We start from the raw sequence: 25,434 nt of genomic DNA, 5'->3' as shown, positions 1-25,434 counted from the left end.
AGACTTCACCGTACCGGTGGGTAGGCGGATGGGTCCAGGGCAGGAGCCGGGGGGATGGGGGTAACGCTCATCACGCCGCGGCGGCCTCGAACGCGCCTCTCGCCATCCGGTGCAGGAGTACCGCCGTCGTGCCGCGCCCCGGCAGGGAACCCGGCCGGCCCAGGTGCGGGGTCGAGTTCAGGAGGCCGAAGACCGAGTGGACCGCCGAGCGGGCCGCGGGTTCCGGCAGGGCGGGGTAGACCTCGCGGAGGACCTCCACCCACAGTTCGACGTACTGGCGCTGGAGCTGGCGCACCAGCTTGCGGTCGCTGTCGCGCAGGCGGTCCAGCTCCCTGTCGTGCAGGGTGATCAGCGGGCGGTCGTCGAGGGCGAAGTCGATGTGCCCCTCGATGAGGGAGTCCAGGACCGCCGACGGCGCGGTCTCCCCGTCGGCCTCCGCCAGCCGCCGCTTCGCGCCCGTCAGCAGCTGCCCGCTGATCCCCACCAGGAGCTCCGCGAGCATCGCGTCCTTGCCCGCGAAGTGCCGGTAGAGACCGGGCCCGCTGATGCCGACCGCGGCGCCTATCTCGTCCACGCCGACACCGTGGAAGCCGCGCTCGGCGAACAGCCGGGCGGCCTCCTTGAGGATCTGCTCGCGCCGGGTCGGGGCATCGGTTCTCGTGACCATGAGGGCAATTCTAGACAGGGAGGTTAGCGGTCGTTAACCTGAGGGAAATGCGTTAACGCTCATTAACAAAGTGAGGGGATCGCGGGCATGGACCAGGCACCGGAGCTGACGAGCGCGGCAGACCCCGCCTCGGAGGCCTGGCGGGCCAACGAGGAGGCGCACCGCGTCCTCGTCGAGGAGCTGCGCGGCAGGCTCGCCGCGGCCGCGCTGGGCGGCGGCGAGAAGGCGCGGGCCCGGCACACCGCGCGCGGCAAGCTGCTGCCCAGGGACCGGGTGGACGCGCTGCTGGACCCCGGCTCGCCGTTCCTGGAGCTGGCCCCGCTGGCCGCCGAGGGGATGTACGAAGGGGCGGCCCCGGCGGCCGGCGTGATCGCCGGGATCGGGCGGGTCAGCGGGCGCGAGTGCGTGATCGTCGCCAATGACGCCACGGTCAAGGGCGGCACGTACTACCCGATGACCGTGAAGAAGCACCTGCGGGCCCAGGAGGTGGCGCTCGACAACCGGCTCCCCTGCCTCTACCTGGTGGACTCCGGCGGTGCCTTCCTGCCCATGCAGGACGACGTCTTCCCCGACCGCGACCACTTCGGGCGGATCTTCTACAACCAGGCCCGGATGTCGGGCGCGGGGATCCCGCAGATCGCGGCCGTCCTCGGGTCGTGCACCGCCGGCGGCGCGTACGTACCGGCGATGAGCGACGAGGCGGTGATCGTCCGCAACCAGGGCACGATCTTCCTCGGCGGCCCCCCGCTGGTGAAGGCCGCCACCGGGGAGGTCGTCACGGCGGAGGAGCTGGGCGGCGGCGAGGTGCACTCCCGCGTCTCCGGTGTCACCGACCACCTCGCCGAGGACGACGCGCACGCGCTCAGGATCGTCCGGAACATCGTCGCCACCCTCCCCGCCCGGCGCTCCCTGCCCTGGGAGGTCACCCCGGTCGCCGAGCCGAAGGTCGACCCCTACGGCCTCTACGGCGCCGTCCCGGTCGACTCCCGCACCCCCTACGACGTGCGCGAGATCATCGCCCGGATCGTCGACGGCTCCCGGTTCGCCGAGTTCAAGAGCGAGTTCGGGCAGACCCTGGTCACCGGCTTCGCCCGCATCCACGGCCACCCGGTCGGGATCATCGGCAACAACGGCATCCTCTTCTCCGAGTCCGCCCAGAAGGGCGCCCACTTCATCGAGCTGTGCGACCAGCGCGGCATCCCGCTGGTGTTCCTGCAGAACATCTCCGGCTTCATGGTGGGCAAGGACTACGAGGCCGGCGGCATCGCCAAGCACGGCGCCAAGATGGTCACGGCGGTGGCCTGCACCCGCGTCCCGAAGCTGACCGTCGTCGTCGGCGGCTCCTACGGCGCCGGGAACTACTCCATGTGCGGCCGGGCCTACTCCCCCCGCTTCCTGTGGATGTGGCCGAACGCCAAGATCTCGGTGATGGGCGGCGAACAGGCCGCGTCGGTCCTCGCCACGGTGAAGCGGGACCAGCTGGAGGCCCGGGGAGAGTCCTGGCCGGCCGAGGACGAGGATGCCTTCAAGGCGCCCGTCCGCGCGCAGTACGAGCGCCAGGGGAATGCCTACTACGCGACCGCCCGGCTCTGGGACGACGGGGTCATCGACCCCCTCGAAACCCGGCAGGTGCTCGGTCTGGCCCTGACGGCCTGTGGCAACGCGCCGCTGGGTGAGCCCCAGTTCGGCGTCTTCCGGATGTGAGGAGGGGACTCGTGTTCGACACCGTACTCGTGGCCAACCGGGGCGAGATCGCCGTCCGGGTCATCCGTACGCTGCGGTCGCTGGGCGTGCGCTCGGTGGCGGTGTACTCCGACGCCGACGCGGACGCGCGGCACGTCCGGGAGGCCGACACGGCGGTACGGCTCGGTCCGGCGCCGGCGGGCGAGAGCTATCTGTCCGTGGAGCGGCTGCTGGAGGCGGCCGCCGTGAGCGGTGCCCAGGCGGTCCACCCCGGGTACGGCTTCCTCGCCGAGAACGCCGCCTTCGCGCGCGCCTGCGAGGAGGCGGGGCTGGTGTTCATCGGCCCGCCGGCCGACGCGATCGCGCTGATGGGCGACAAGATCCGCGCGAAGGAGACGGTGAGCGCGGCCGGGGTGCCGGTGGTACCGGGTGGCCGTGACCCCGAACTCGCGGACGCCGCCCGCGCGTTGGGCGCCCCCGTGCTGCTCAAGCCGTCCGCGGGCGGCGGCGGCAAGGGCATGCGGCTGGTGCGGGACCTGACCCTCCTCGACGAGGAGATCGCCGCCGCCCGCCGCGAGGCCCGCGCCTCCTTCGGCGACGACACGCTCCTGGTCGAGCGGTGGGTCGACCGCCCCCGGCACATCGAGATCCAGGTACTGGCCGACGGCCACGGGAACGTGGTGCACCTGGGCGAGCGCGAGTGCTCGCTCCAGCGCCGGCACCAGAAGGTCGTCGAGGAGGCGCCGTCGGTCCTGCTGGACGAACGGACGCGGGCCGCGATGGGCGAGGCGGCGGTGCAGGCGGCGCGCTCGTGCGGGTACCGGGGCGCGGGCACGGTGGAGTTCATCGTGCCGGGCGGCGACCCTTCGTCGTACTACTTCATGGAGATGAACACCCGCCTCCAGGTGGAGCACCCGGTGACCGAACTCGTCACCGGTCTCGACCTGGTGGAGTGGCAGCTGCGGGTGGCGGCCGGGGAGCGGCTCGGGTTCGCGCAGGAGGACGTCCGGCTGACCGGGCACGCGGTGGAGGCCCGGATCTGCGCCGAGGACCCGGCGCGCGGGTTCCTGCCCACCGGCGGCACGGTGCTGCTGCTGCACGAGCCCTCGGGGGACGGTGTCCGCACCGACTCCGGGCTCAGCGAGGGCACCGAGGTCGGCAGCCGCTACGACCCGATGCTGTCCAAGGTGATCGCGTACGGCCCGGACCGGCAGACCGCGCTCCGCAAGCTGCGCGGGGCCCTCGCGGAGACGGCCACGCTGGGCGTGGGGACCAACGCCGGGTTCCTGCGCCGGCTCCTCGCCCATCCGGCGGTGGTGGCGGGCGAGTTGGACACGGGGCTGGTCGAGCGGGTGGTGGACGAGCTGGTCTCCACGGACGTACCGGACGAGGTGTACGAGGCGGCGGCGGCCGTGCGCCTGGAGGCGCTGAAGCCCGTCGCCGGCGCGGGCTGGACGGACCCCTTCTCGGTGCCCAGCGGCTGGCGGCTCGGCGGCACCCCGAAGCCGGCCGGCTTCCACCTGCGGGTGCAGGACCCGGTGGAGTACGTCCCGCGCGGCACGCACTCCGTCGCCCCCGACCGCGTGTCGGTCACCCTGGACGGCGTCCGCCACACCTTCCTGCACACCGCCGACTGGATCGGCCGTGACGGCGACGCCTGGCAGGTCCGCGACCACGACCCGGTCGCCGCGTCCCTGAACCGGGCCGCGCACGTCGGCGCCGACTCCCTCACCGCGCCCATGCCCGGCACGGTGACGGTCGTCAAGGTCGCCGTCGGGGATCAAGTGGTCGCCGGTCAGAGCCTGCTGGTGGTGGAGGCGATGAAGATGGAGCACGTCATCTCCGCCCCGCACGCCGGCACGGTCGCCGAGCTCGATGTGAAACCGGGCGCCACGGTCGCCATGGACCAGGTGCTGGCCGTGATCGCCCCGCACGAGGAGGAGAAATGACGCTCCCCATGGCCCTTCCCATGGTCGTACCGGCCACCGACCTGCCCGCCCGCGTCCGCATCCACGAGGTCGGCGCCCGCGACGGGCTGCAGAACGAGAAGACGGCCGTACCGACGTCGGTGAAGGCCGAGTTCGTCCACCGGCTGGCCGACGCGGGCCTGACGACGATCGAGGCGACCAGCTTCGTGCACCCGAAGTGGGTGCCCCAACTGGCCGACGCGGAGGACCTGTTCCCCCAGCTCGCGGATCTCCGGGGTGTCGAGCTCCCCGTCCTCGTGCCCAACCAGCGCGGCCTGGACCGCGCCCTGGCCCTCGGGGCCCGCCGGGTCGCCGTCTTCGCCAGCGCCACCGAGTCCTTCGCCAAGGCCAACCTCAACCGCACGGTGGACGAGTCCCTGGCCGTCTTCGACCCGGTCGTCCGGCAGGCGAAGGACGCCGGCGCCCATGTCCGCGGTTACGTCTCGATGTGCTTCGGCGACCCCTGGGAGGGCGCCGTCCCCTTCCACCAGGTGGTCCGCGTCTGCACGGCGCTGCGCGACATGGGCTGCGACGAGCTGAGCCTGGGCGACACGATCGGCGTGGCCACCCCCGGCCACGTCCTGGAACTGCTCTCCCTCCTCAACGAGGAAGGCGTGCCGACGAACGTCATCGGCGTGCACTTCCACGACACCTACGGCCAGGCGCTCGCGAACACCTACGCGGCCCTGGAACACGGCGTGACGACGGTCGACGCGTCCGCCGGCGGGCTCGGCGGCTGCCCGTACGCCAAGTCCGCCACCGGCAACCTCGCCACCGAGGACCTGGTCTGGATGCTCCAGGGCCTCGGCATCGAGACCGGAGTCGACCTCGGCAAACTCACCGCCACCAGCGTGTGGATGGCCGAACAACTGGGCCGACCCAGCCCGTCCCGCACCGTCCGCGCCCTCTCCCACCAGGAGTGACGACCATGGACCACCGCCTCTCCCCCGAACTGGACGAACTCCGCCGCACGGTGGAGGAGTTCGCCCACGACGTCGTGGCGCCGAAGATCGGCGACTTCTACGAACGGCACGAGTTCCCGTACGAGATCGTCCGCGAGATGGGCCGCATGGGCCTGTTCGGACTGCCGTTCCCCGAGGAGTACGGCGGGATGGGCGGCGACTATCTCGCGCTCGGCATCGCCCTGGAGGAGTTGGCCCGGGTCGACTCGTCGGTGGCGATCACGCTCGAAGCCGGGGTCTCCCTGGGCGCCATGCCCATCCACCTCTTCGGCACGGACGAGCAGAAGCGGGAGTGGCTGCCCCGCCTCTGCTCCGGCGAGATCCTCGGCGCGTTCGGCCTCACCGAACCCGACGGCGGCAGCGACGCGGGCGCCACGCGGACGACCGCCCGCCTGGACCCGGCCACCGACGAGTGGGTGATCAACGGCACCAAGTGCTTCATCACCAACTCGGGCACGGACATCACGGGGCTGGTCACCGTCACCGCCGTCACGGGCCGCAAGCCCGACGGCAAGCCGCTGATCTCCTCGATCATCGTCCCGTCGGGCACCCCCGGCTTCACGGTCGCCGCGCCCTACTCCAAGGTCGGCTGGAACGCCTCCGACACCCGTGAGCTGTCCTTCGCCGACGTCCGCGTCCCCGCCGCCAACCTGCTCGGCGCGGAGGGCCGCGGCTACGCCCAGTTCCTCCGCATCCTCGACGAGGGCCGTATCGCCATCGCGGCCCTCGCGACCGGCCTGGCCCAGGGCTGCGTGGACGAGTCGGTGCGGTACGCGAAGGAACGCCACGCCTTCGGGCGGCCGATCGGCGCCAACCAGGCCATCCAGTTCAAGATCGCGGACATGGAGATGAAGGCCCACACGGCCCGCCTGGCCTGGCGGGACGCGGCCTCGCGCCTGGTCTCCGGGGAGCCCTTCAAGAAGGAGGCGGCCCTCGCCAAGCTCTACTCCTCCACCGTCGCCGTGGACAACGCCCGCGACGCCACGCAGGTCCACGGCGGCTACGGCTTCATGAACGAGTACCCGGTGGCCCGGATGTGGCGCGACTCCAAGATCCTGGAGATCGGGGAGGGCACGAGCGAGGTGCAGCGGATGCTGATCGCGAGGGAGCTGGGGCTGGTCGGCTGACCCTCGCACAGACATCCCGCACGGCACGAACGCGCCCGCCCGGCGACAGGGGCGGGCGCGTTCGGCGTGCGGGCCTGGGGGGCGGCTCGGGGCCGGTGCGGCACAAAAGTAACGGAAGCGCATGTTCTATGACGTCGGTCACAGCACTCCGCCAATCAACCGGTGCGCTTAGTAGACACGCCATGGAAGACATTTAAGCATTTGTCCGTCTTGGCCCGGATGTGGACTCCGTCGCGCATCCGGGAATCCCGCCTGGCCGACCCGCACGCCCGCCGCCCCGTGCCGTAAGGCTTCTGAGGTCGCGTCAGCTTTCCGGCCCGCCGCCATATGCGCCCGAGAGACCCGCGCGCCGCCCCGGCGCGGTCCCGGCACCTACTAGGCGGCATAGTTCGCGGGGCCCTTTGCGCTCCCTGTGAAGCCGTTCTAAGAATGACGACTCACAGGACGTCGCCGCAGTTCGGAACCGGTGTTTCCCGCAGATTCGACCGCGCACCGGGCGCTCGGCGTCACCGAGTGAGTAGGAGCCCCCCACATGAAGTCGTCCCGAATGTCCGCGAGACTCCTCACTCTCGCTCTCGGCCTCGGTCTGGCCTCCAGCGCGCTGGGCACGGCGGTGCCGGCGAGCGCCCAGACGGCCGCCACCCCGTCCGCTTCCACCGGTACCTCCGTGGCGCGGTACGACGGGTCGGGTGAGGAGGCCGCGAACAACAAGGCGTTCTTCGAGGCCGTGCTCAAGTCGGTCGCCGAGAAGCAGGCCGTCCAGCCCGACGGGCAGGCGGTGACCATCACCTACGACGCCTCCAGGGCGCCGAGCTTCCGTTCGCAGATATCGAGCGCGGCCGCGATCTGGAACAGCTCCGAGTCCCACGTCAAGCTCCAGGAGGCGTCGAGCGGCGCCGACTTCTCCTACTACGAGGGCAACGACCAGCGCGGGTCCTACGCCTCCACCAACGGCCACGGAAGCGGCTACATCTTCATCGACTACACCCAGAGCCGGCAGTACGACTCGGTCCGCGTCGTCACCCACGAGACCGGGCACGTACTGGGCCTGCCGGACGACTACGGCGGGCCGTGCAGTGAGCTGATGTCGGGCGGCACCGCCGGCCCGTCCTGCACCAACCGCTACCCGAACGCCACCGAGCGCTCGCGTGTCGACCAGCTGTGGGCCACCGGAGGCGCACAGGCCCCGGGCACGGCGAACCAGCCCCCTGCCCAGCCGCCGAGCGCCGCACCGCCGGTGCCGAGCGCCGCACCGCCGGTACTGACCGTGATACCGGGCCAAGGTCCGTGGGGTCGGCTCCCCAGCACGCCCTGGGGCTGATCGCGTCCCCACGCGGGAAGCGGCTCGCTGCCGAGGACGGCCTCAGCGGGCGCGGTGGCGGCCGTCATCTGTCCGTGCCCGGGGGTGGTGGGGTGGCGCCGAGGGTCCGTCGGGCGTCCAGCCACACCCTCTCGAACTCGTCGGCCGAGATCGCCTCGGCGCGGGGCGCTTCCTCCCACCCCGTGATCCTGCCCTCGGAGACGAGGCCGTACCGCTGCTCGTACCGGCTCATGGTGGGGATGTCCGCGCGCTCCTGAAGCCGGAGGATCTCCTCCAGCGAGGCAGCGACCACCGGGGCGCCGTCATCGCCGCGCACGTCCACTTGCCGGAGAACCCACCCCTCCCCATCACCCTCGAAGTGCTGCCACAGGTCTCGGCCCTCGTCGTACGCAAAACCCCTTCGCGAGGGCTCGCGACCTCTCCTATGGTGGCCCGCGTGACGATCGAGGTGCCCTACCGACCGCTTCCGGTCGACCAGTCGGACGTCCGCTACACCCACGGCCCCGACTCGGCTGTCCAGCCTGGAGTGCCCGCCGGCGAGACAATCGAGTTCGGCTGGCACGACAGCGTGGTCTACCCAGGCACATCTCGGAAGTTCTGGGTCCATGTGCCGGCGAGTTACAACCCTGCCGAACCGGCGTCGCTCATGGTGTTCCAGGACGGATGGTGGTACCTGGACCCCGCAGGCGAGGTCCGCGGCGCGATCGTCCTGGACAACCTCATGCACCGGGGTGACATCCCGGTCACCATCGGCGTGTTCGTCGACCCCGGCGTCTTCCCCGACTCCGAAGATCCGAAGAACCGCAACACCGAGTACGACGCGTTCGACGACCGGTACGTCAGTTTCCTCCTGAACGAGATCATCCCCGAGGTCGGCAAGCGCTACTCGATCGCCGAGGACCCCGATCGGTGGGGCATCTGCGGTGGCAGCAGCGGCGGCAACTGCGCCTTCACCGCGGCCTGGCTGCGCCCCGACAAGTTCCGCCGGGTCACCGCGTTCCTGTCCAGCTTCACGCAGATGCCGGACGGCAATCCCTACCCCGCACTCATTCCCCGCGTTCCCCTCAAGCCACTGCGCGTCTTCCTGCAAGCGGGCCATCGTGACCTGCACTGGAACGAGCCCGAGAGGAACTGGCTCGCCAACAACCTGCGCGTCGCGGCCGCGCTCGCAGAAGCCGGCTACGACTTCCGCCTCGTCCTGGGCGACGGCGGTCACAGCCCCAACCACGGCGGCGTCCTGCTCCCCGATGCCCTCCGCTGGCTGTGGCGGCCCGACGGGGGCTGAGTGCTGCGGCCGCCCGTGGCCTCGATGGTGGCCCAAAAAATCGAACACGTGCTTGAATCTGGCCATGCGACAGTTCCCCGCCGACCTTGCCCGGGCCCAGCAGGAGTGGAGCGCCACCTACCGACAGCTCGCCCAGCAGCCAGGTCGCACCGAGTTGCGCCGGCGCCTGTACAGACTGTCGGCTCAGCTGCACTTCCATGCCTATTGGCAGCAACGGCGCCCGAGCCCCGCCGCCTGGCGGGACCTGCGTGACCTGGGATGGCCGGACCGGAACGCGAACGAGCGGCATCAGCCATGACGACCTGGAACGAGGGTCCGCATGACCCGGACGATCCCGAAGGCACGCCCGGACCGATACGTGTGACCGTGCATCCACCGTCGCCCACGGGGGGCCGCCGCGTGCGCGTGGACGGCGTGATCCTCGGGCTGGCCCACCATGCGGTCGACGTCGCGGAGTTCCTCCGCCGGGCCGGCCTGGAGATCGACCCGGCGGAGGTGGCCGGGTCACCGTGGATCGACTGGCGCGGAGTGGGACCTGAGCACTGGGGGCCGGAAACGATCAGCTGAGGCTCACCTCAACGGAGTGTGGCCACAGGTCCGTGCCGCCCAGAAGGCAGAAGGTCGACGGCGAGGTGGAAGCACAGCTCGGCGCTCAGCGCGAACAGGGCCATCAGCAGGGAGTCGAGGGTCTTGCCGCTGGCGAGAAAGCTCCCACCGAACACAGCGGCACCGATGACCAGGAGCGTCCCGAGCACGGTCCAGAACGCGACCGCGCGCCGACGGAGCAGCACGGCGCGCACCGCCGTGAGGATCGACAGCAGGACGAGCGTGAGGCCGAGCGCGGTGTGCACGGCGAGGGCGAGGGTGCCGTGCCCGACCGCCCAGGCGAAGCTCTCGTAGGCCCTGATGCGATGGGCCTCCGCCCCGGAGCCCCGATGGTGAGTCGGAAAGAGGCCGTAGAGATTGATGACCAAGCCGACCCCCGCCTGCACAAGCACCAGAAAGCCGGTGGCGAGCAGGAGCCGGCGGACGGCACTGGGAGCGGCCATGAGAAGACGATACACAGAGTAATTACCGAATGCGGAAAGTGACGATGTTGGTTGGATGCGGTGCCTGCCGGGACGCGGCCTGGACGTTCGACCGCGCGGAAGTTCGGATCACCCCCATCGGCACAGCCGGCCCACAGCCCCGAAAACCCCTACCGACAGCAAACCGCTGGTAGGGGGCTTGATCGGTCAGGGTCACTTCTTCTCGGTGGCCACGATGTCCCCGCAGGCGATGCCTCGCACGAACCAGGGTTGTCGAGCCGCACGGTGCCGTCAGCTTGGTCGACCGCCCACAGACTCTCCACCGACGCCGGGGGCCAGTCGTCCTCGACCTCAAGCCGGAAGTGCATTTACATACGAGCCTTCGGGGTTCGTCATGGCGCCCAGGATGCACAGTCCTGCCGCGCAAGCCGCAGGTGGGTGACCGCAGACGTCTACTCAGGGCCGGCTGAGGGGTCGTCTGCGCCTCAGCCGACGACAGTCAGCCACGACGGTGAGCACGCCGACCGATCACGCGCGCGTATGCCTCGTCGCGCCCCCACCGGCCTCCGCCACGCCCCCGGCGCCGTCGACCAGAGCAAGCCGCGACGGCCCACCCGTAATGACAGTGCCTGAACCCCCAGCTTGGGAAGCTGCGGTCATCCTGGGCCCGTTGCAGCCCTGACCTGGACGGGCAGTTGGACAGTGGCCTCGTCGGCGTCAGCCGACTTCACCGTGGTTCCCCGCTATTCCCCGCTGCTTCTGGTGCACTTGTGGTGCAGCGACGTTGTCAGTACCCGCCAGTACTCTTCGGGGACGTTGGGTCGGTCTGCTGCCGTACGGCGAGAGCGCGACCAGGTTGCGTCCAAGGGCCTGTCCTCCGCCGTCCTGTTGCCGGCTGCCGTTGACTGCTTGCCATCGAAGATTGGGCAGTGGGGACCAAGCGCCCTCCGGCGAGCCGAGGATGCAATCAATCGTGACGGCGCGCTCTACCTGACTGGACCTTCATCTTCTCCTGACTGTTCGTCAGGCATCTCCAGAATGGCCTCTCGGGTGTAGTGAGGGCTCCCTGGGGGCGGGGCCGCCCCAGGGGCCATGAGTTCGACGAGGAGCCTGCTCAGGTCATCCGTAGACAGCGCCAGTCCCAGGGTCTGCACGATGCGCAGAGCACAGTCCCGGATGGACTGAGCGCTCCTCTCGGGCGCCGCCGTGCTCCTGATCTCGTCACACACTCGGCTGAACTGCTCAGCGCTGATCGTTGGCCGACTTACCGGTTGTGCCATGGTGCGTTCCTCCTGGAAGAGCGGGCCGTTCCACCCGCTCTTCCAGAAAGCGCTGAGCACACCCCAACGGCAACTGGAGAGAGCCAGCGCGCAGACGCTCGACCAAAGCCGCATTAGGAATCGTTGGCACGCGCTCAAGGTGTGCTCTCACAGGACATCGGCCACCTGACATGGTCTCTTTGCCGGCCTGAAAAATCGAACACATGCTTGAATTTGGCCATGCGGCCGTCTCCCGACCACCTTTCCCAGGCGCAGCAGGAGTGGAGTGCCACCTACCGGCAGCTTGCCGAGCGGCCCGGCTGTACCGAGTTGCGCCGGCGTCTGTACTGAACTGCGTGATCTGGGACGCTCGGACGGGGACGTGAGTGAGCGGCTTCATCGATGACACGCTGGAATGCGGGGTCGCATGTCCCGGATGATCCTGAACGCATGTCCGGACCAATTCGCGTGATCGTGCATCCGCCGTCGCCCACGGGTGGCCGGCGCGTACGCGTGGACGGCGAGATCCTCGGCTTGGCCCACAGTGTGGTCGACGTTGCGGAGTTCCTGCGCCGGGCCGGACTGGAGATCGACCCGGCGCAGGTAGCAGGGGCCACGTGGATCGACTGGCGCGGAGTAGGGCCGGAGCGCTGGGGCCCGGAGACGTGATGCCCTGGGCGTGTCGCGCCGGGGCTATCACCTTCTGATCCGTAGCTCTGTAGAGATCGGTCGTTGCAGGTCATACGGGCTGCGGGAAGGGGCGTGACGGCCGACATTGGGTGCGTGACACCTCTGTCTACCGCACGTCTACGTAGTCCCCGGCGGTCTTGACCGTCGCGGTCGTGCTGGTGCCGGAGAAGTAGTAGCGCCAGTAGCCGTCGCTGGCAGCTGTCGCGGTGGTCTTCAGGTTGCCGGTGCTGTTGGTGTACACGGTCTTGACCGTCGTGTAGGTGTCTGTTCCCGCTTTGCGGAACTGCAGCTTGACCGGCTGATTGGTGTAACCACGGTAGTCGTGGGTCTCCCAGTTGGCGCGGGTCAGTCTGCCGGTGACGGTGATGCTCTTGCCCTTGGCGACCGGCTCCGGCGAAGCGTTGACGCTGAGCTTCGAGTAGCGCTGGATGTTCGTGTACTTGTAGGCATCCAGGGAGATGCCGCCGTTGCCCTTGTCGAAGGCGTCGACGCCGACCTTCCACTGCCCGGCCCAAGAGTTCTTCTGCAGGTCGCGGGGGTCGAGGGTGAAGGGGACGACGCAGGTCTTCGTCACGGCGTCGACGGCTGTGCATGTACGACGGCCGAACGGCACCGTCATGTCCGTGTCTTCTTCCTTGGGACCGCCGTGCCACACGAATACGCCGGCCGTTTCGATGCCGTCCGGATCGGTGGCGGTCACCGAACCCGAGAAGGTGACCTTGTTGGAGATGCCGACCACGATGGGCTTGCCGCCGTTGACCGTGACGCTGGTGATCGTTGTGTCGCCGCCCCACGACTCGTCGGCCTGAGCCGTTGGAGAGCTTGCGACGGCGAGTGCCAGGGCGCCGGTCAGAGCGGCGCCTATGGCGATTGAGCGCATGTAGTCCCCAGGAAAATCAGGCCTGCCGGTCGAGCCCCCGCCGCAGGCACCGCGATAGATAGCGGGAGCATACTGCGTTCACGCCAACTTGGCTGATTGTCCACCTGCACGTCAGTCATCACACCCAGCGCCACCAACATCGCGGAGGACCGGACCACCAGCAAGCAAGCACCGCAAACCCCACGGCGGGGGCCGGACGCAGCGGTGATCAGCGCCGCCGTCTCTGGGGCTGCTCCGCACACGGAGCAGGAGAGCGCACCGTGGCGTGGTGCGCATGGGCTGCTGCCTGGGCACGTGGCCCGGGTGCGTGTCTGTCACCGAGACGACGGATGCGGCAGTACGCGGGCGGGACTGCGTGCACATCCACGACCTCCACGCCAGCAACGGCACGACACGCCACCACTGACACGGGAACGTCGGGCCTATGCCCGACCAGCGAAAAACGCGGTCTCGAGTCCGGAAAGACAACAACTTCTGAGAGGCTGGTCCAATTAACGGAAGCGGGCTCGACGGGTGCCATGATGCCCGTCGACCAGCCGCGCATCGTTCTCGGCATGACCGAGGCGCACCCAGCCGGGGGACGGTGCTGCCCACGGGGCACGGAGGGAAAGACATTTGAGCGGGGAAGACAGCTCAGCGACACCACGCAACGCCGTCGTCGTCGGAGCCGGGCTGGCGGGTTTGCTGGCCGCCTCGGTACTCGCCGGCGCGGATTACGACGTCACCATCGTCGAACGCGATCGTCTACCAGCCGGACCCGACGCCCGGGCCGGCATACCCCAGGCCCACCACACCCATCTGCTGTTCGAGCAAGGCGAAACCGGGGTCGAGGAGCTGCTGCCCGGCATCCGGTCCGAGCTTCGCGAGGCCGGCGCCGTGTCGCTCGGGCTCCCCGGCGACCTGGAGTGGGTGGGCCCCGCGGGAGTGATTCCGCGCTTCCCCTCACGGCGCACCGTCCTCAGCTGCACGCGGCCTGTGCTCGACTGGACGGTGCGACGCAGGGTGTCGCGAGATCCGCGGATCTCGTTCCGCGAGGGCACCCGTGCCAGCGGACTGGAGACGTCGGCGGGTGCGGTCACCGGACTGCGACTGCGCTGCGGTGACACCAGTGAAGTGATCCCCGCCGCCCTGGTCGTGGATGCCTCGGGACGCTCGTCCGCGGCGCCCGCATGGCTGGTCGACGCCGGGTTCCCGGCGCCCGCCGAGGAAACGGTGGACGCTGCCATCGCCTACACCACGGGCCTCTTCCGGCGGACCGCCCCGGTGCCCGGGCCTGCCAGGGGCGTGTACCTGCAGGTGTCAGGCACGAGTCTGCCTCGCTTCGGCATCGCGCTGCCGGTGGAGCGCGACCGGTGGATCGTCGCGGTCGGCGGCCTGCGCGGACACGAACCCCCCACGGATCAGGAGGGCTTTGCCGCGTTCGCCGCCACCCTCGCGTCACCCGCCCTTGCCGGGTTCCTCGCGGGTGCTGTCGCTGACTCGCCGCTGCGCGGCTTCCGCCCGCCGGGGAGCAGACGCCGGCATTTCGACCGAACCGCCCGCAGGCCCGAGGGGTTCGTCGTGGTCGGCGACGCCGTGTGCACCTTCAACCCCGTCTACGGGCAGGGGATGACGGTCGCGGTGCGCCAGGCGCTGGCGCTGCGTGGCGTTCTCACGGACCATGGCACGGGCCCCGGCTTCACCAGGCGTGTGCAACGCGCTGTCGCGGCGGAGGCCACCGGTCCGTGGAAGATCGCAGAGGCCGAGGACCTCCGGCATCCCGGGACCAGGGGCGGGCACCGGACACCGCTGCACCGGCTGCAACACGCCTACCTCGACCGTGTCCAACGGGCGGCGACGGCCGACGTGACGGCCAATTACGCCCTCCTGGACGTCCTGGCGCTCTGTGCCCCGCCGACACGGCTCTTCGCTCCGTCGGTCCTCTTCTCGGCCTTGCGACACGGCGGACGCTGAGCACGCCAACCGGACCGCGGCGGACGCTGAGCGCAGGACCGGTGGCCTCCGCCTCGGCGGACGACGCGCCCAGGGGCACCCGATCCGGCAACGTACCGTCTCCTATGCGCCGTCCACCTCCTCCTGCACACCACCAGTCGTGTACCCCGCCTCCACCGCGCGGCGGTACCAGTCCTGCGCCTCTTCCTCTTCACCACGTCGGCTCAGGCCGTACGCCAGATTCGCCATGGCCGGCGGGAATCCACAGTCCGCCGCGCGCCGGTAGACCGCGTGGGCGCCGTCCTGGTCGCCCGCGCGTTCGAGGGCGAGTGCGAGGTTGAACAGCTGGAGCCCGGCCCTGCGAGGGGCCAGCCTGGACAGATACTGCCGTTCGGCCGTCTCCAGTCCCTCGCGGCGATAGGCATTGAGCAGGAGGTGCGTGGCGCCTCTGGTACCCAGCGGGGTGGCGGCCCAGGCGACCGGCAGGCCGATGCAGATCGCCAGGGCCGCGATCGTCCACGACGCCCAGGTCGGTGCCCCGATCGCCGAACGACTCCACCCCGTGACGGCTCCGAGAACGAGCACCACCGGAACTCCCACCGAGACCACGAAGAGGGACACGAGCGAGCGTCTGCTCCAGCCGTAAGTCACCGCACAAGGTCAGCACGCCGGCCACCGGGCATCAAGGGTCGGTCACAAAACGGCAAGGACACGCATTTGTGCGGGAGTTGGGTTCCGCGAGCCGGCCTCGCGCGGCAGGCGCTAGGGGCACCCCTGGACAAGATCTGAGGTTAGGCTAACCTAATCCACGACTTGTCCGGCGGTGTTTCCGCACGTCCGAAAGCAGCCACACCTATGTCCAACGTCAGAGCAGCCCACCTCACTCGCCGCGGCATCCTCGCCGCCGGTGGCGCCCTCGGCCTCGGTGCCGTGCTCGCCGCCTGCGGGGACGACGACGCGAAAAGCGGTGGTTCCTCCGACAAGGAGACGACGGCCGCCAAGTCCGGCCCCTGGACGTTCAAGGACGACCGCGGGACCACGGTGAAGCTGGACAAGGTCCCGACGGACATCGTCGCCTTCGTCGGCGTCGCCGCAGCGCTGTACGACTACGGCATCGACGTCAAGGGCGTCTTCGGCCCCACGAAGACCAAGGACGGCAAGGCCGACGTCCAGGCCGGCGACATGGACATCAGCAAGGTGACCGTCCTCGGCAACACCTGGGGCCAGTTCAACGTCGAGAAGTACGCGGCCCTCGCCCCCGAGGTCCTCATCACCACGATGTTCGACGGCGCCGGCACCCTCTGGTACGTCCCGGACGAGTCCAAGGACAAGATCGCCAAGCTCGCCCCGAGCGTCGGCATCTCGGCCTACGACCGCCAGCTGACCGTCCCGCTCCAGCGCGTCTGGGCCCTCGCGGAGTCGCTCGGCGCGGACATGACGGCCAGTAAGGTCACGGACGCCAAGAAGCGCTTCGAGGCGGCCTCCTCCCGGCTGCGCGCCGCCGCCAAGGCGCACCCCGACATCAAGGTGCTGGCCGGCTCGGCCGCCCAGGACCTGTTCTACGTCTCCGGCTCCAACCTCTCGGTGGACCTGGAGTACTTCAAGGCCCTCGGCGTGAACTTCGTCGAGCCGTCGGCGTCCGTGCTGAAGAAGAGCGGCGGCTGGTACGAGGACCTGAGCTGGGAGAACGTCGACAAGTACAAGGCCGACGTGATCATGATGGACGACCGCTCGGCGACCATCCAGCCGGCCGACATCACCCAGGCCACCTGGAAGAAGCTCCCCGCGGTCAAGGCCGGCCAGGTCATCGCCCGCTCCCCCGAGCCGATCTTCTCCTACGACAAGTGCGTCGCGATGGTGGAGAACCTCGCCAAGGCGCTGGAGACGGCGAAGAAGGTCAGCTGACCTCCGGTCCCGAGTACGCCCACACAACTTCCTGAGTCTCAGGAGCTCATATGACGACGGCCGTAGCCGCCCCGTTCCGTTTCTTCTCCCTCCAGGTCGTACGGACGAGGCGGCTCGGTCCGTCTCTGGTCCGGGTCACCTTCGCCGGCGCCGATCTGGCGCACTTCCACTCCGACGGACGCGACCAGTCCCTCTCCCTGTTCATCCCGGCCGAGGGCCGCACCGAGCCCGCCGTACCCATCGAACTGGGCGACGGCTGGTGGCAGGGCTGGCGCGAACTCCCGGACGACGTACGGGCCGTGATGCGGTCGTACACGCTCCGGGAGCTGCGCAGGAACCCGGACGAGATCGACATCGACTTCGCGCTGCACGGTGTCGGGCCCGGGGCCGCCACCCCGGCCGGGCCGGCCTCCCGCTGGGCTTCGCGGGCCGCCACCGGGGACCGGGTGGTCCTGCTCGGCCCGGCGGTCGCCGACAACCGGGCGATCCGCTTCCGGCCGCCCGAGGACACCGATCTGGTGCTGGTCTGGGGCGACGAGACCGCCGTACCCGCGGCGACCGCCATCCTCGAGTCCCTCCCCGCCGGCACCCGGGTCCGCGCCTGGCTGGAGGTGCCGCACGCCGGGGACGTCCAGGACGCGGCGACCGCGGCCGACGCGGAGATCGACTGGATGGTGGGCGGCACCGCCGAAGCGGCGATCCGTGGCGCCCGACTGCCCACCGCGGAGCGCCCGTACGTCTGGATCGCCGGTGAGTCCGGACGGGTCAAGGAGCTGCGCCGGCACTTCGTCGGGGAGCGGGGGGTGGACCGGCGCCGGGTCACCTTCGTCGGCTACTGGCGGCAGGGCCTGACGGAGGAGCAGCTCCGGGAAGCCGGCGAGTAGTTACGAGGCCGAAGTGACGGCTGTCACGGGAGGGGCAGCGTTCCCGTCGTGTTACTTAGGTTAGGCTAACCTAAGTGGAGCCGATCGCTCCCCTCCCCCGCACGGATCGTCCCCGGAGGACCCCCACATGCGCTCGCACCTGCTCAATGACCTGACCGCGGAGCAGTACCGCCGCTCCGTGACCGAAGGAGTAGAGCGGGTGGCGGCCAAACTCGCCACCACCGAACGGCCGTTCACGGGTGTCACCGTCGACGCCCTCTCCCCTCTCATCGACGGCATCGACCTCGACCGGCCGCTGCACGACACCACCGCGGTCCTGGACGAGTTGGAGGACGTCTACCTCCGGGACGCCGTCTACTTCCACCACCCCCGCTACCTCGCCCACCTCAACTGCCCGGTGGTCATCCCGGCGGTGCTCGGCGAGGCGGTGCTCACCGCCGTCAACTCCTCCCTGGACACCTGGGACCAGTCGGCCGGCGGCACCCTCATCGAGCGGAAACTGATCGACTGGACGACCGCCCGCATCGGCCTCGGCGAGGCCGCCGACGGAGTGTTCACCTCGGGCGGCACCCAGTCCAACCTCCAGGCGCTGCTGCTGGCCCGCGAGGAGTCCAAGACCGACTCCCTGGCGAAACTGCGGATCTTCGCCTCCGAGGTCAGCCACTTCAGCGTGAAGAAGTCGGCGAAACTGCTCGGCCTCGGCCAGGACGCGGTGGTCTCCGTTCCCGTCGGCGCCGACAAGCGGATGCAGACCGTCGCCCTCGCCCGCGAACTGGAGCGCTGCACGAAGGACGGCCTGGTGCCCATGGCGGTCGTCGCCACCGCCGGCACCACCGACTTCGGCTCCGTCGACCCGCTGCCGGAGATCGCCGAACTGTGCGAGCAGTACGGCGTCTGGATGCACGTCGACGCGGCCTACGGCTGCGGCCTGCTCGCCTCCCTGAAGCACCGGGCCCGGATCGCCGGGATCGAGCGCGCCGACTCGGTCACCGTCGACTACCACAAGTCCTTCTTCCAGCCGGTGAGTTCGTCCGCCGTGCTGGTCCGGGACGCCGCGACCCTGCGCCACGCCACCTACCACGCGGAGTACCTCAACCCGCGCCGGATGGTCGAGGAGCGCATCCCCAACCAGGTCGACAAGTCCCTGCAGACCACCCGCCGCTTCGACGCCCTCAAGCTGTGGATGACCCTGCGCACCATGGGCGCCGACGGCATCGGCCAGCTCTTCGACGAGGTCTGCGACCTGGCCGCGGAGGGCTGGCGGCTGCTCGCCGCCGACCCCCGCTTCGACGTCGTCGTCCAGCCGTCCCTGTCCACCCTCGTCTTCCGTTACATCCCGGCGGCCATCACCGACCCGGCCGAGATCGACCGCGCCAACCTGTACGCCCGCAAGGCCCTGTTCGCCTCCGGCGACGCGGTGGTCGCGGGCACCAAGGTCGGCGGCCGCCACTACCTCAAGTTCACCCTGCTCAACCCCGAGACCACGACGGCCGACATCGCCGCCGTCCTCGCTCTGATCGCCGGCCACGCCGAGCAGTACCTGGGAGAGTCCCTTGACCGCGCGTCCTGACAACCCGACCAGAATCCATGACTTCGTGGGGATCGGGCTCGGGCCCTTCAACCTCGGCCTCGCCTGCCTGACCGAGCCGATCGCCGAACTCGACGGCGTCTTCCTGGACTCGAAGCCCGACTTCGAGTGGCACGCCGGCATGTTCCTGGACGGCGCCCACCTCCAGACCCCGTTCATGTCGGACCTGGTCACGCTGGCCGACCCCACCTCGCCGTACTCCTTCCTCAACTACCTGAAGGAGAAGGGCCGGCTGTACTCGTTCTACATCCGCGAGAACTTCTATCCGCTGCGGGTGGAGTACGACGACTACTGCCGCTGGGCCGCGAACAAGCTGACCAACGTCCGCTTCAGCACCACGGTGACGGAGGTCCGGTACGAGGACGAGCTGTACGTCGTCGCCACGGCCGCCGGTGACACCTACCGCGCCCGCCGGCTGGTCCTCGGCACCGGCACCCCGCCGTACGTCCCGGAGGCCTGCCAGGGCCTCGGCGGAGACTTCATCCACAACTCGCGCTACCTGAGGCACAAGCAGGAACTCCAGTCCAAGGAGTCGATCACGCTGGTCGGCAGCGGCCAGTCCGCCGCCGAGATCTACTACGACCTGCTCAGCGAGATCGACGTCCACGGCTACCGGCTGAACTGGGTCACCCGCTCCCCGCGCTTCTTCCCCCTCGAATACACCAAGCTCACGCTGGAGATGACCAGCCCCGAGTACATCGACTACTACCACGCCCTGCCCGAGGCGACCCGCTACCGGCTCACCGCCGAGCAGAAGGGCCTCTTCAAGGGCATCGACGGCGACCTGATCAACGAGATCTTCGACCTGCTCTACCAGAAGAACCTCGGCGGCCCGGTCCCCACCCGCCTGCTCACCAACTCCGCCCTGCACGCGGCGGCCTACGACAACGGCACCTACACCCTCTCGCTCCGCCAGGAGGAGCAGGGCAAGGACTACGAGCTGGAGACCCAGGGCCTGGTCCTGGCCACCGGCTACAGGTACGCCGAGCCCGAGTTCCTGAAGCCCGTCCGGAACCGGCTGCGCTACGACACGCACGGCAACTTCGACGTGGCCCGCAACTACGCCATCGACGTCACCGGCCGGGGCGTGTTCCTGCAGAACGCCGGCGTCCACACCCACAGCATCACCAGCCCCGACCTGGGCATGGGCCCCTACCGGAACGCGTACATCATCCGCGAGCTGCTCGGCTCGGAGTACTACCCGGTGGAGAAGACGATCGCCTTCCAGGAGTTCGCGGCGTGACCACGATGACGATGAGCTTCACCTTCCGCCCCCTGGACCCCCTCACGGACGCCGAGCTGCTGCACCGCTGGGTGACGCACCCCAAGGCCGCCTACTGGATGATGCAGGACGCGAAGCTGGAGGATGTCGAGCGGGCGTACATGGAGATCGCGGCCGACGAGCACCACCACGCGCTGCTGGGGCTCGGCGCGGACGGCGAACCCGCCTTCCTCATGGAGAAGTACGACCCCGTCCACCGTGAGCTGGTCGGGCTGTACGAGCCCGAGCCGGGCGACGTCGGGATGCACTTCCTGACCCCGGCCACCGACACGCCCGTGCACGGCTACACCAGGGCCGTCATCACCGCCGTGGTCGCGCATCTCTTCGACGATCCGGCGGCCCGCCGGATCGTCGTCGAGCCGGACGTGCACAACACGGCCGTACACGCACTGAACGAGGCCGTCGGGTTCGTGCCCGTACGGGAGATCCGGAAGCCGGAGAAGAAGGCGTTGCTGAGCTACTGCACCCGGGAGCGGTTCGAGAGGGCGGTGGCCGCCGTATGACCCTCGCCGACGCCGTGGCCCACCTCTCCCCCGAGCGCTGGGAGAAGGCCAACCGTCTCCTGATACGCAAGGCGCTCGCGGAGTTCGCCCACGAGCGCCTGATCACCCCGGAGGAGGAGGGGGCCGGTTATGTCGTCCGCAGCGACGACGGGCTCACCCGGTACCGCTTCACCGCCGTCCGCCGGGCCCTGGACCACTGGCAGGTGGACGCCGACTCCATCAGCCGGGTCCGCGACGGCGCCGGACTCCCGCTCGCCGCACTGGACTTCTTCGTCGAGCTGAAGGACTCGCTGGGGCTGAGCGACGAGATCCTGCCGGTCTACCTGGAGGAGATCTCCTCCACCCTCTCCGGCACCTGCTACAAGCTCACCAAGCCGCAGATCCCGGTCGCCGAGCTCGTCAAAAGCGGTTTCCAGGCGATCGAGACCGGGATGACCGAGGGCCACCCCTGTTTCGTCGCCAACAACGGCCGGCTCGGCTTCGGCGTCCACGAGTACCTGTCGTACGCCCCCGAGACCGCGAGCCCGGTCCGGCTGGTCTGGCTGGCGGCGCACACCTCGCGCGCCGCGTTCACGGCGGGCGTGGGCATCGAGTACGAGTCCTTCGTACGCGACGAGCTGGGCGAGGAGACCGTGGAGCGTTTCCGCGGCGTCCTGCGCGGCCAGGGCCTGGACCCCGCCGACTACCTCTTCATCCCGGTCCACCCCTGGCAGTGGTGGAACAAGCTCACGGTCACCTTCGCCGCCGAGGTGGCGCGCGGGCACCTGGTGTGCCTGGGCGAGGGCGACGACGAGTACCTGGCCCAGCAGTCCATCCGGACCTTCTTCAACAGCAGCCACCCCGGGAAGCACTACGTCAAGACCGCCCTGTCGGTCCTCAACATGGGCTTCATGCGCGGTCTTTCGGCCGCCTACATGGAGGCCACCCCGGCGATCAACGACTGGCTGGCCCAGCTCATCGACAACGACCCGGTGCTCAAGTCCACCGGCCTGTCGATCATCCGGGAGCGGGCGGCGGTGGGCTACCGGCACCTGGAGTACGAGCAGGCGACCGACCGCTACTCGCCGTACCGGAAGATGCTGGCCGCGCTCTGGCGGGAGAGCCCGGTGCCGTCCCTCCAGGAGGGCGAGTCGCTCGCGACGATGGCCTCCCTGGTCCATGTGGACCACGAGGGCGCGTCCTTCGCCGCCGCGCTGATCGAGCGGAGCGGGCTGACGCCCAAGGACTGGCTGCGGGCCTATCTGAAGGCCTACTTCACCCCGCTCCTGCACAGCTTCTACGCCTACGACCTGGTGTTCATGCCGCACGGTGAGAACGTCATCCTGGTCCTGAAGGACGGTGTGGTGCAGCGGGCGGTCTACAAGGACATCGCCGAGGAGATCGCGGTCATGGACCCGGACGCGGTGCTGCCGCCGGCGGTCGAGCGGCTGCGCGTCGAGGTCCCCGAGGACAAGAAGCTGCTGTCGATCTTCACGGACGTCTTCGACTGCTTCTTCCGCTTCCTCGCCGCGAACCTCGCGGCCGAAGGGGTCCTGACGGAGGACGACTTCTGGCGGACGGTCGCCGAGGTCACCCGCGAGTACCAGGCGTCGGCGCCCGAACTCGCCGACAAGTTCACGCGGTACGACATGTTCGCGCCCGAGTTCGCGCTGTCCTGCCTCAACCGGCTCCAACTGCGCGACAACCGGCAGATGGTGGACCTGGCGGACCCGTCGGGCGCCCTCCAGCTGGTCGGAACCCTGAAAAATCCCGTCACGGGGTTCTGATCCGGGCCGACGGGCTCCCCCGAGTACGGTCCTCGGGGGAGCCCGTCGGTCTTTCCGGTTCAGCTTACTTCGCAGGCCAGGGCACCTGCGGCGAGCGGTAGTAGCCGATACCGAGGGCGTCCCAGCGGGGCGCCTGCGCGGCGAGCCGCACCTTGTAGGCGTCCCAGTCGTGGGTGGCCGCCGGCGACCAGCCCAGCTCGGCCACCCCCGGCAGCCGCGGGAAGGCCATGTAGTCGATGTCGGCGCCGGTCACGATGGTCTCGGTCCACAGCGGCGCCTCGACCCCCCGGACCGCCGAACCCGGCACGCCGGCCAGGTAGTCGCCCGGATCCCAGTCGTAGGACCGCCGTACCTCCACCAGGCCGGCCCAGTCCTGGCCGAGCGGGGTGTCCGCGTCGTACTTCATGTCGAGGTAGACCCGGTCGGCGGGCGAGAGGATCAGCCCGGTGCCGTTCTGGGCGGCCTTGACCACCTGGGCCTTCTCGTCCGCGCTCGTGTCGTCCAGCCCCCAGTACTGGGCGATCGCGCCCTTGGCCGGATGCGCGCCGGTCAGCTGGTGCCAGCCGATCACCGTCTTGCCGTACTCGGCGACCAGCGGCTGCACCCGGTCCATGAACGCCACGTAGTCCTCGTGGGCGGTGGAGTGCGCCTCGTCGCCGCCGATGTGGAGATAGCGGCCCGGGGTGAGGGCGGCCAGCTCGCGGATGACGTCGGCCGCGAAGTCGTACGTCACCTGCTTCGGCACGCACAGCGAGCTGAAGCCGACCTCCGTGCCGGTGTACAGCGGCGGTGCGGTGCCGTCGCAGTTGAGGTCGGCGTAGGAGGCGAGGGCCGCGTTGGTGTGGCCGGGCATGTCGATCTCGGGGACGACTTCGAGGTAGCGGGAGGCCGCGTAGCGGACGATCTCCTGGTAGTCGGCCTTGGTGTAGTGGCCGCCCTGGCCGCCGCCGACCTGGGTGGAGCCGCCGTAGGCCGCCAGGCGGGGCCAGGAGTCGATGGCGATCCGCCAGCCCTGGTCGTCGCTGAGGTGCAGATGCAGCTCGTTGATCTTGTAGAGGGCCAGTTCGTCGATGTACTGCTTGACCTGGGCCACGGTGAAGAAGTGCCGGGAGACGTCGAGCATGGCGCCCCGGTAGGCGTAGCGGGGGCGGTCGGTGATGGTGCCGCCCGCGACCAGCCAGGGGCCGGGCTGCACGGTGTCCTTCTCGACGGCCGCGGGGAGCAGCTGGCGCAGGGTCTGGACGCCGTGGAAGAGGCCGGCGGGTTCGGCGGCGGTGAGGGTGACGCCGTCGCGGCCGCTGGCGAGGCGGTAGCCCTCGGCGCCGAACGGTCCGGTGGCCAGCCGGAGTCGGATACCCGAGGTGCCGTGCGTGGTCAGGGGCAGCCGGTAGCCGGTGGACGGGCGCAGCAGGTCCGCCAGGTACTCGGCGACCCTGCGCACCTCCCGGGAGCCGTCGACGCGGATGGCGGTGTCACGGGTGATGCGGTACGGCGCTCCGGCCGCCCTGACCGAGGCGGGCGCCGGGACGACCCGGTCGAGCGGGGCCGGGACGGACCGCGGCGTCGCCGGGGTGGCGCCGACCGTGAAGGCGCCGGCCGCCGCGACCAGCAGCAGGGACCCGAGGACGCGGGCCATACGGGGGGTGGGGGAGGTGCGGGAAGTTCCGGGAGTCGTTCTGTGGTGCCGTCTCACATGCGCTCCCTTCTCGGCTGTGACTCGGCAAAGGAGTCACCAGAGAGGATTCACCAGAGACCGGGATTGGTCGAGACCATCCGGCGGTACTTCCGGTGGAACAATCCCCGCATGGCGGAAATCATCCAGAAGGACGGGATCTGGGCCTTCGACGCAGACGCGCTGCGACTGACTCCCGGGCGGGACAAAAACGTCAGTGTGCTGCGCCGGACGCTGGGTGAACTGGTCGTCCCGCTGGGCGCGTTGGCGGGCATCTCGTTCGAGCAGGGCCGCCGGTCGGGGCGGCTGAGGCTGCGGCTGCGGGACGGCGCCGATCCGCTGCTGCACGCCACCGGCGGCCGGCTCGCCGGGATCCACGACCCCTACCAGCTGACCGTGGAACCGGACCGGTACGGCGTCGCCGAGTACTTCACGGACGAGGTGCGCGACGCGTTGCTGCTTGAGCAGGTCCCGGGCACGCCGGTGACCGGGTATCTGCTGCCGGGTCCGCGGCTGCCGCTGTCGGTCTCCGCCGGGGACGGCACGGCCGGCTTCGACGGCGAGCGGGTGCGGCTGGAGTGGAACTGGAAGACGGAGGACACGAAGGCGGCCGCCGGTCCCCGCACGCTGGCCCTGGCGGACATCCTGGCCGTGGAGTGGCAGCCCTCCGCCGGGCTGGAGAACGGCCATCTGCGGTTCCGGGTGCGCGGCGCTCCGGCCAAGGTGCGGGCCAAGTACGACCCCAACGCGGTGGAGCTGTGGGGGTTCAAGCGGGATCCGCTGATGGCGCTGGTCGCGGCGGCGGTGCAGGCGCGGCTGCCGCATCCGTCGGCAGCCCTGCCCGAGGCGCCCGGGGCGGCCGGGGAGCCCGAGGCCGATCACGACGCGCTGCTGCGGCGGCTGCGCGAACTGGGTGAGCTGCATCGCGGGGGTGTGCTCACGGACGAGGAGTTCGCGATGGCCAAACAGGCGGTGCTGAAGAGGATGTGAAGCCGAAGGCCATGCGAGAAGGACGGAGCGGGTGATCCTCATA

The 25,434-nt window shown here is 69.9% G+C and carries 23 protein-coding genes; 17 read left to right on the top strand and 6 right to left on the bottom strand.

Going from position 1 to position 25,434, the window contains the following annotated elements:
• Positions 1–70 precede the first annotated feature (70 nt).
• Positions 71–667 carry a TetR/AcrR family transcriptional regulator gene (locus ACGFZQ_RS01510; RefSeq protein ID WP_351734947.1) on the bottom strand — a complete coding sequence of 199 codons (597 nt, stop codon included), beginning with the start codon at positions 665–667 and terminating at the stop codon, positions 71–73.
• Positions 668–754: 87 nt separating this feature from the next.
• On the opposite strand from ACGFZQ_RS01510, the gene ACGFZQ_RS01505 reads away from it, so the two are divergent.
• The 5 genes from ACGFZQ_RS01505 (at position 755) to snpA (ending at position 7,727) form a co-directional block, all read left to right on the top strand.
• Positions 755–2,371, top strand: a complete 1,617-nt coding sequence (locus ACGFZQ_RS01505) for a carboxyl transferase domain-containing protein (RefSeq protein WP_393838664.1) — start codon at positions 755–757, stop codon at positions 2,369–2,371.
• A gap of 11 nt (positions 2,372–2,382) precedes the next feature.
• On the top strand, positions 2,383–4,299 hold the full coding sequence (locus tag ACGFZQ_RS01500; protein WP_393838663.1) for an acetyl/propionyl/methylcrotonyl-CoA carboxylase subunit alpha: 1,917 nt from the start codon (positions 2,383–2,385) through the stop codon (positions 4,297–4,299).
• Between the two features lie 8 nt (positions 4,300–4,307).
• Positions 4,308–5,240 carry a hydroxymethylglutaryl-CoA lyase gene (locus tag ACGFZQ_RS01495; RefSeq protein ID WP_393839221.1) on the top strand — a complete coding sequence of 311 codons (933 nt, stop codon included), beginning with the start codon at positions 4,308–4,310 and terminating at the stop codon, positions 5,238–5,240.
• 5 nt (positions 5,241–5,245) lie between these two features.
• Positions 5,246–6,406: an acyl-CoA dehydrogenase family protein gene (locus ACGFZQ_RS01490; RefSeq protein ID WP_382532828.1), complete on the top strand. Its 1,161-nt coding sequence runs from the start codon at positions 5,246–5,248 to the stop codon at positions 6,404–6,406.
• Between the two features lie 532 nt (positions 6,407–6,938).
• Positions 6,939–7,727: a snapalysin gene (gene snpA, locus ACGFZQ_RS01485; RefSeq protein ID WP_393838662.1), complete on the top strand. Its 789-nt coding sequence runs from the start codon at positions 6,939–6,941 to the stop codon at positions 7,725–7,727.
• 64 nt (positions 7,728–7,791) lie between these two features.
• On the opposite strand, the gene ACGFZQ_RS01480 is transcribed toward snpA, so the two are convergent.
• A complete protein-coding gene (locus tag ACGFZQ_RS01480) occupies positions 7,792–8,043 on the bottom strand; it encodes a hypothetical protein (protein WP_393838661.1) in 252 nt (83 codons plus the stop codon).
• Positions 8,044–8,163: 120 nt separating this feature from the next.
• Between ACGFZQ_RS01480 and ACGFZQ_RS01475 the strand changes: the two genes are divergently transcribed.
• From ACGFZQ_RS01475 to ACGFZQ_RS01465, 3 genes are all read left to right on the top strand, one after another.
• On the top strand, positions 8,164–9,012 hold the full coding sequence (locus ACGFZQ_RS01475) for an alpha/beta hydrolase (protein WP_393838660.1): 849 nt from the start codon (positions 8,164–8,166) through the stop codon (positions 9,010–9,012).
• 64 nt (positions 9,013–9,076) lie between these two features.
• Positions 9,077–9,310, top strand: a complete 234-nt coding sequence (locus ACGFZQ_RS01470; RefSeq protein WP_393838659.1) for a hypothetical protein — start codon at positions 9,077–9,079, stop codon at positions 9,308–9,310.
• The gene (locus tag ACGFZQ_RS01465; protein ID WP_393838658.1) at positions 9,307–9,579 is read left to right on the top strand and encodes a hypothetical protein; all 273 of its coding nucleotides are present in this window, start codon (positions 9,307–9,309) and stop codon (positions 9,577–9,579) included. Before ACGFZQ_RS01470 ends, ACGFZQ_RS01465 begins: the two co-directional genes overlap by 4 nt.
• An 8-nt stretch (positions 9,580–9,587) precedes the next feature.
• Here ACGFZQ_RS01465 and ACGFZQ_RS01460 read toward each other — a convergent pair whose 3' ends face one another.
• Positions 9,588–10,061, bottom strand: a complete 474-nt coding sequence (locus tag ACGFZQ_RS01460) for a hypothetical protein (RefSeq protein WP_393838657.1) — start codon at positions 10,059–10,061, stop codon at positions 9,588–9,590.
• A gap of 1,688 nt (positions 10,062–11,749) precedes the next feature.
• Here ACGFZQ_RS01460 and ACGFZQ_RS01455 point away from each other — a divergent pair.
• Positions 11,750–11,968: a hypothetical protein gene (locus tag ACGFZQ_RS01455; RefSeq protein WP_393838656.1), complete on the top strand. Its 219-nt coding sequence runs from the start codon at positions 11,750–11,752 to the stop codon at positions 11,966–11,968.
• A gap of 127 nt (positions 11,969–12,095) precedes the next feature.
• Here the strand turns inward: ACGFZQ_RS01455 and ACGFZQ_RS01450 are convergent, their stop codons facing one another.
• Positions 12,096–12,869, bottom strand: coding sequence for a calcium-binding protein (locus tag ACGFZQ_RS01450; protein ID WP_393838655.1), 774 nt, complete (start codon positions 12,867–12,869; stop codon positions 12,096–12,098).
• A gap of 615 nt (positions 12,870–13,484) precedes the next feature.
• Between ACGFZQ_RS01450 and ACGFZQ_RS01445 the strand changes: the two genes are divergently transcribed.
• Positions 13,485–14,822: an NAD(P)/FAD-dependent oxidoreductase gene (locus ACGFZQ_RS01445; RefSeq protein ID WP_393838654.1), complete on the top strand. Its 1,338-nt coding sequence runs from the start codon at positions 13,485–13,487 to the stop codon at positions 14,820–14,822.
• Positions 14,823–14,924: 102 nt separating this feature from the next.
• Here the strand turns inward: ACGFZQ_RS01445 and ACGFZQ_RS01440 are convergent, their stop codons facing one another.
• Positions 14,925–15,422, bottom strand: a complete 498-nt coding sequence (locus ACGFZQ_RS01440) for a hypothetical protein (RefSeq protein WP_393838653.1) — start codon at positions 15,420–15,422, stop codon at positions 14,925–14,927.
• A gap of 234 nt (positions 15,423–15,656) precedes the next feature.
• Between ACGFZQ_RS01440 and ACGFZQ_RS01435 the strand changes: the two genes are divergently transcribed.
• The 6 genes from ACGFZQ_RS01435 (at position 15,657) to ACGFZQ_RS01410 (ending at position 22,729) form a co-directional block, all read left to right on the top strand.
• On the top strand, positions 15,657–16,706 hold the full coding sequence (locus ACGFZQ_RS01435) for an ABC transporter substrate-binding protein (protein WP_393838652.1): 1,050 nt from the start codon (positions 15,657–15,659) through the stop codon (positions 16,704–16,706).
• Between the two features lie 50 nt (positions 16,707–16,756).
• Positions 16,757–17,590 (top strand): siderophore-interacting protein, encoded by an 834-nt coding sequence (locus ACGFZQ_RS01430; protein WP_393838651.1) that lies wholly within the window; start codon positions 16,757–16,759, stop codon positions 17,588–17,590.
• 127 nt (positions 17,591–17,717) lie between these two features.
• Entirely contained in the window at positions 17,718–19,160 is a 1,443-nt protein-coding gene (gene desA, locus ACGFZQ_RS01425) for a lysine decarboxylase DesA (protein WP_393838650.1), read from the top strand.
• Positions 19,144–20,421, top strand: a complete 1,278-nt coding sequence (locus ACGFZQ_RS01420) for a lysine N(6)-hydroxylase/L-ornithine N(5)-oxygenase family protein (RefSeq protein WP_393838649.1) — start codon at positions 19,144–19,146, stop codon at positions 20,419–20,421. Before desA ends, ACGFZQ_RS01420 begins: the two co-directional genes overlap by 17 nt.
• 11 nt (positions 20,422–20,432) lie before the next feature.
• Complete coding sequence (locus tag ACGFZQ_RS01415) at positions 20,433–20,963, top strand: GNAT family N-acetyltransferase (RefSeq protein WP_393839220.1); 531 nt, start codon at positions 20,433–20,435, stop codon at positions 20,961–20,963.
• Positions 20,960–22,729 carry an IucA/IucC family protein gene (locus ACGFZQ_RS01410; protein WP_393838648.1) on the top strand — a complete coding sequence of 590 codons (1,770 nt, stop codon included), beginning with the start codon at positions 20,960–20,962 and terminating at the stop codon, positions 22,727–22,729. The genes ACGFZQ_RS01415 and ACGFZQ_RS01410 overlap by 4 nt, the downstream gene beginning before the upstream one ends.
• A 64-nt stretch (positions 22,730–22,793) precedes the next feature.
• Here ACGFZQ_RS01410 and ACGFZQ_RS01405 read toward each other — a convergent pair whose 3' ends face one another.
• Entirely contained in the window at positions 22,794–24,365 is a 1,572-nt protein-coding gene (locus ACGFZQ_RS01405) for a beta-N-acetylhexosaminidase (protein ID WP_393838647.1), read from the bottom strand.
• Positions 24,366–24,533: 168 nt separating this feature from the next.
• Here ACGFZQ_RS01405 and ACGFZQ_RS01400 point away from each other — a divergent pair, with 168 nt between their 5' ends.
• Positions 24,534–25,391, top strand: coding sequence for a DUF4429 domain-containing protein (locus tag ACGFZQ_RS01400; protein WP_393838646.1), 858 nt, complete (start codon positions 24,534–24,536; stop codon positions 25,389–25,391).
• Positions 25,392–25,434: the final 43 nt, after the last annotated feature.

The sequence above is a fragment of the Streptomyces sp. NPDC048254 genome, assembly GCF_043201895.1.
In the GTDB taxonomy this organism is placed as follows: Bacteria; Actinomycetota; Actinomycetes; order Streptomycetales; family Streptomycetaceae; genus Streptomyces.
Note: the sequence above shows the minus strand (reverse complement) of the source record. Positions and strands in the feature narration are given on the sequence as shown.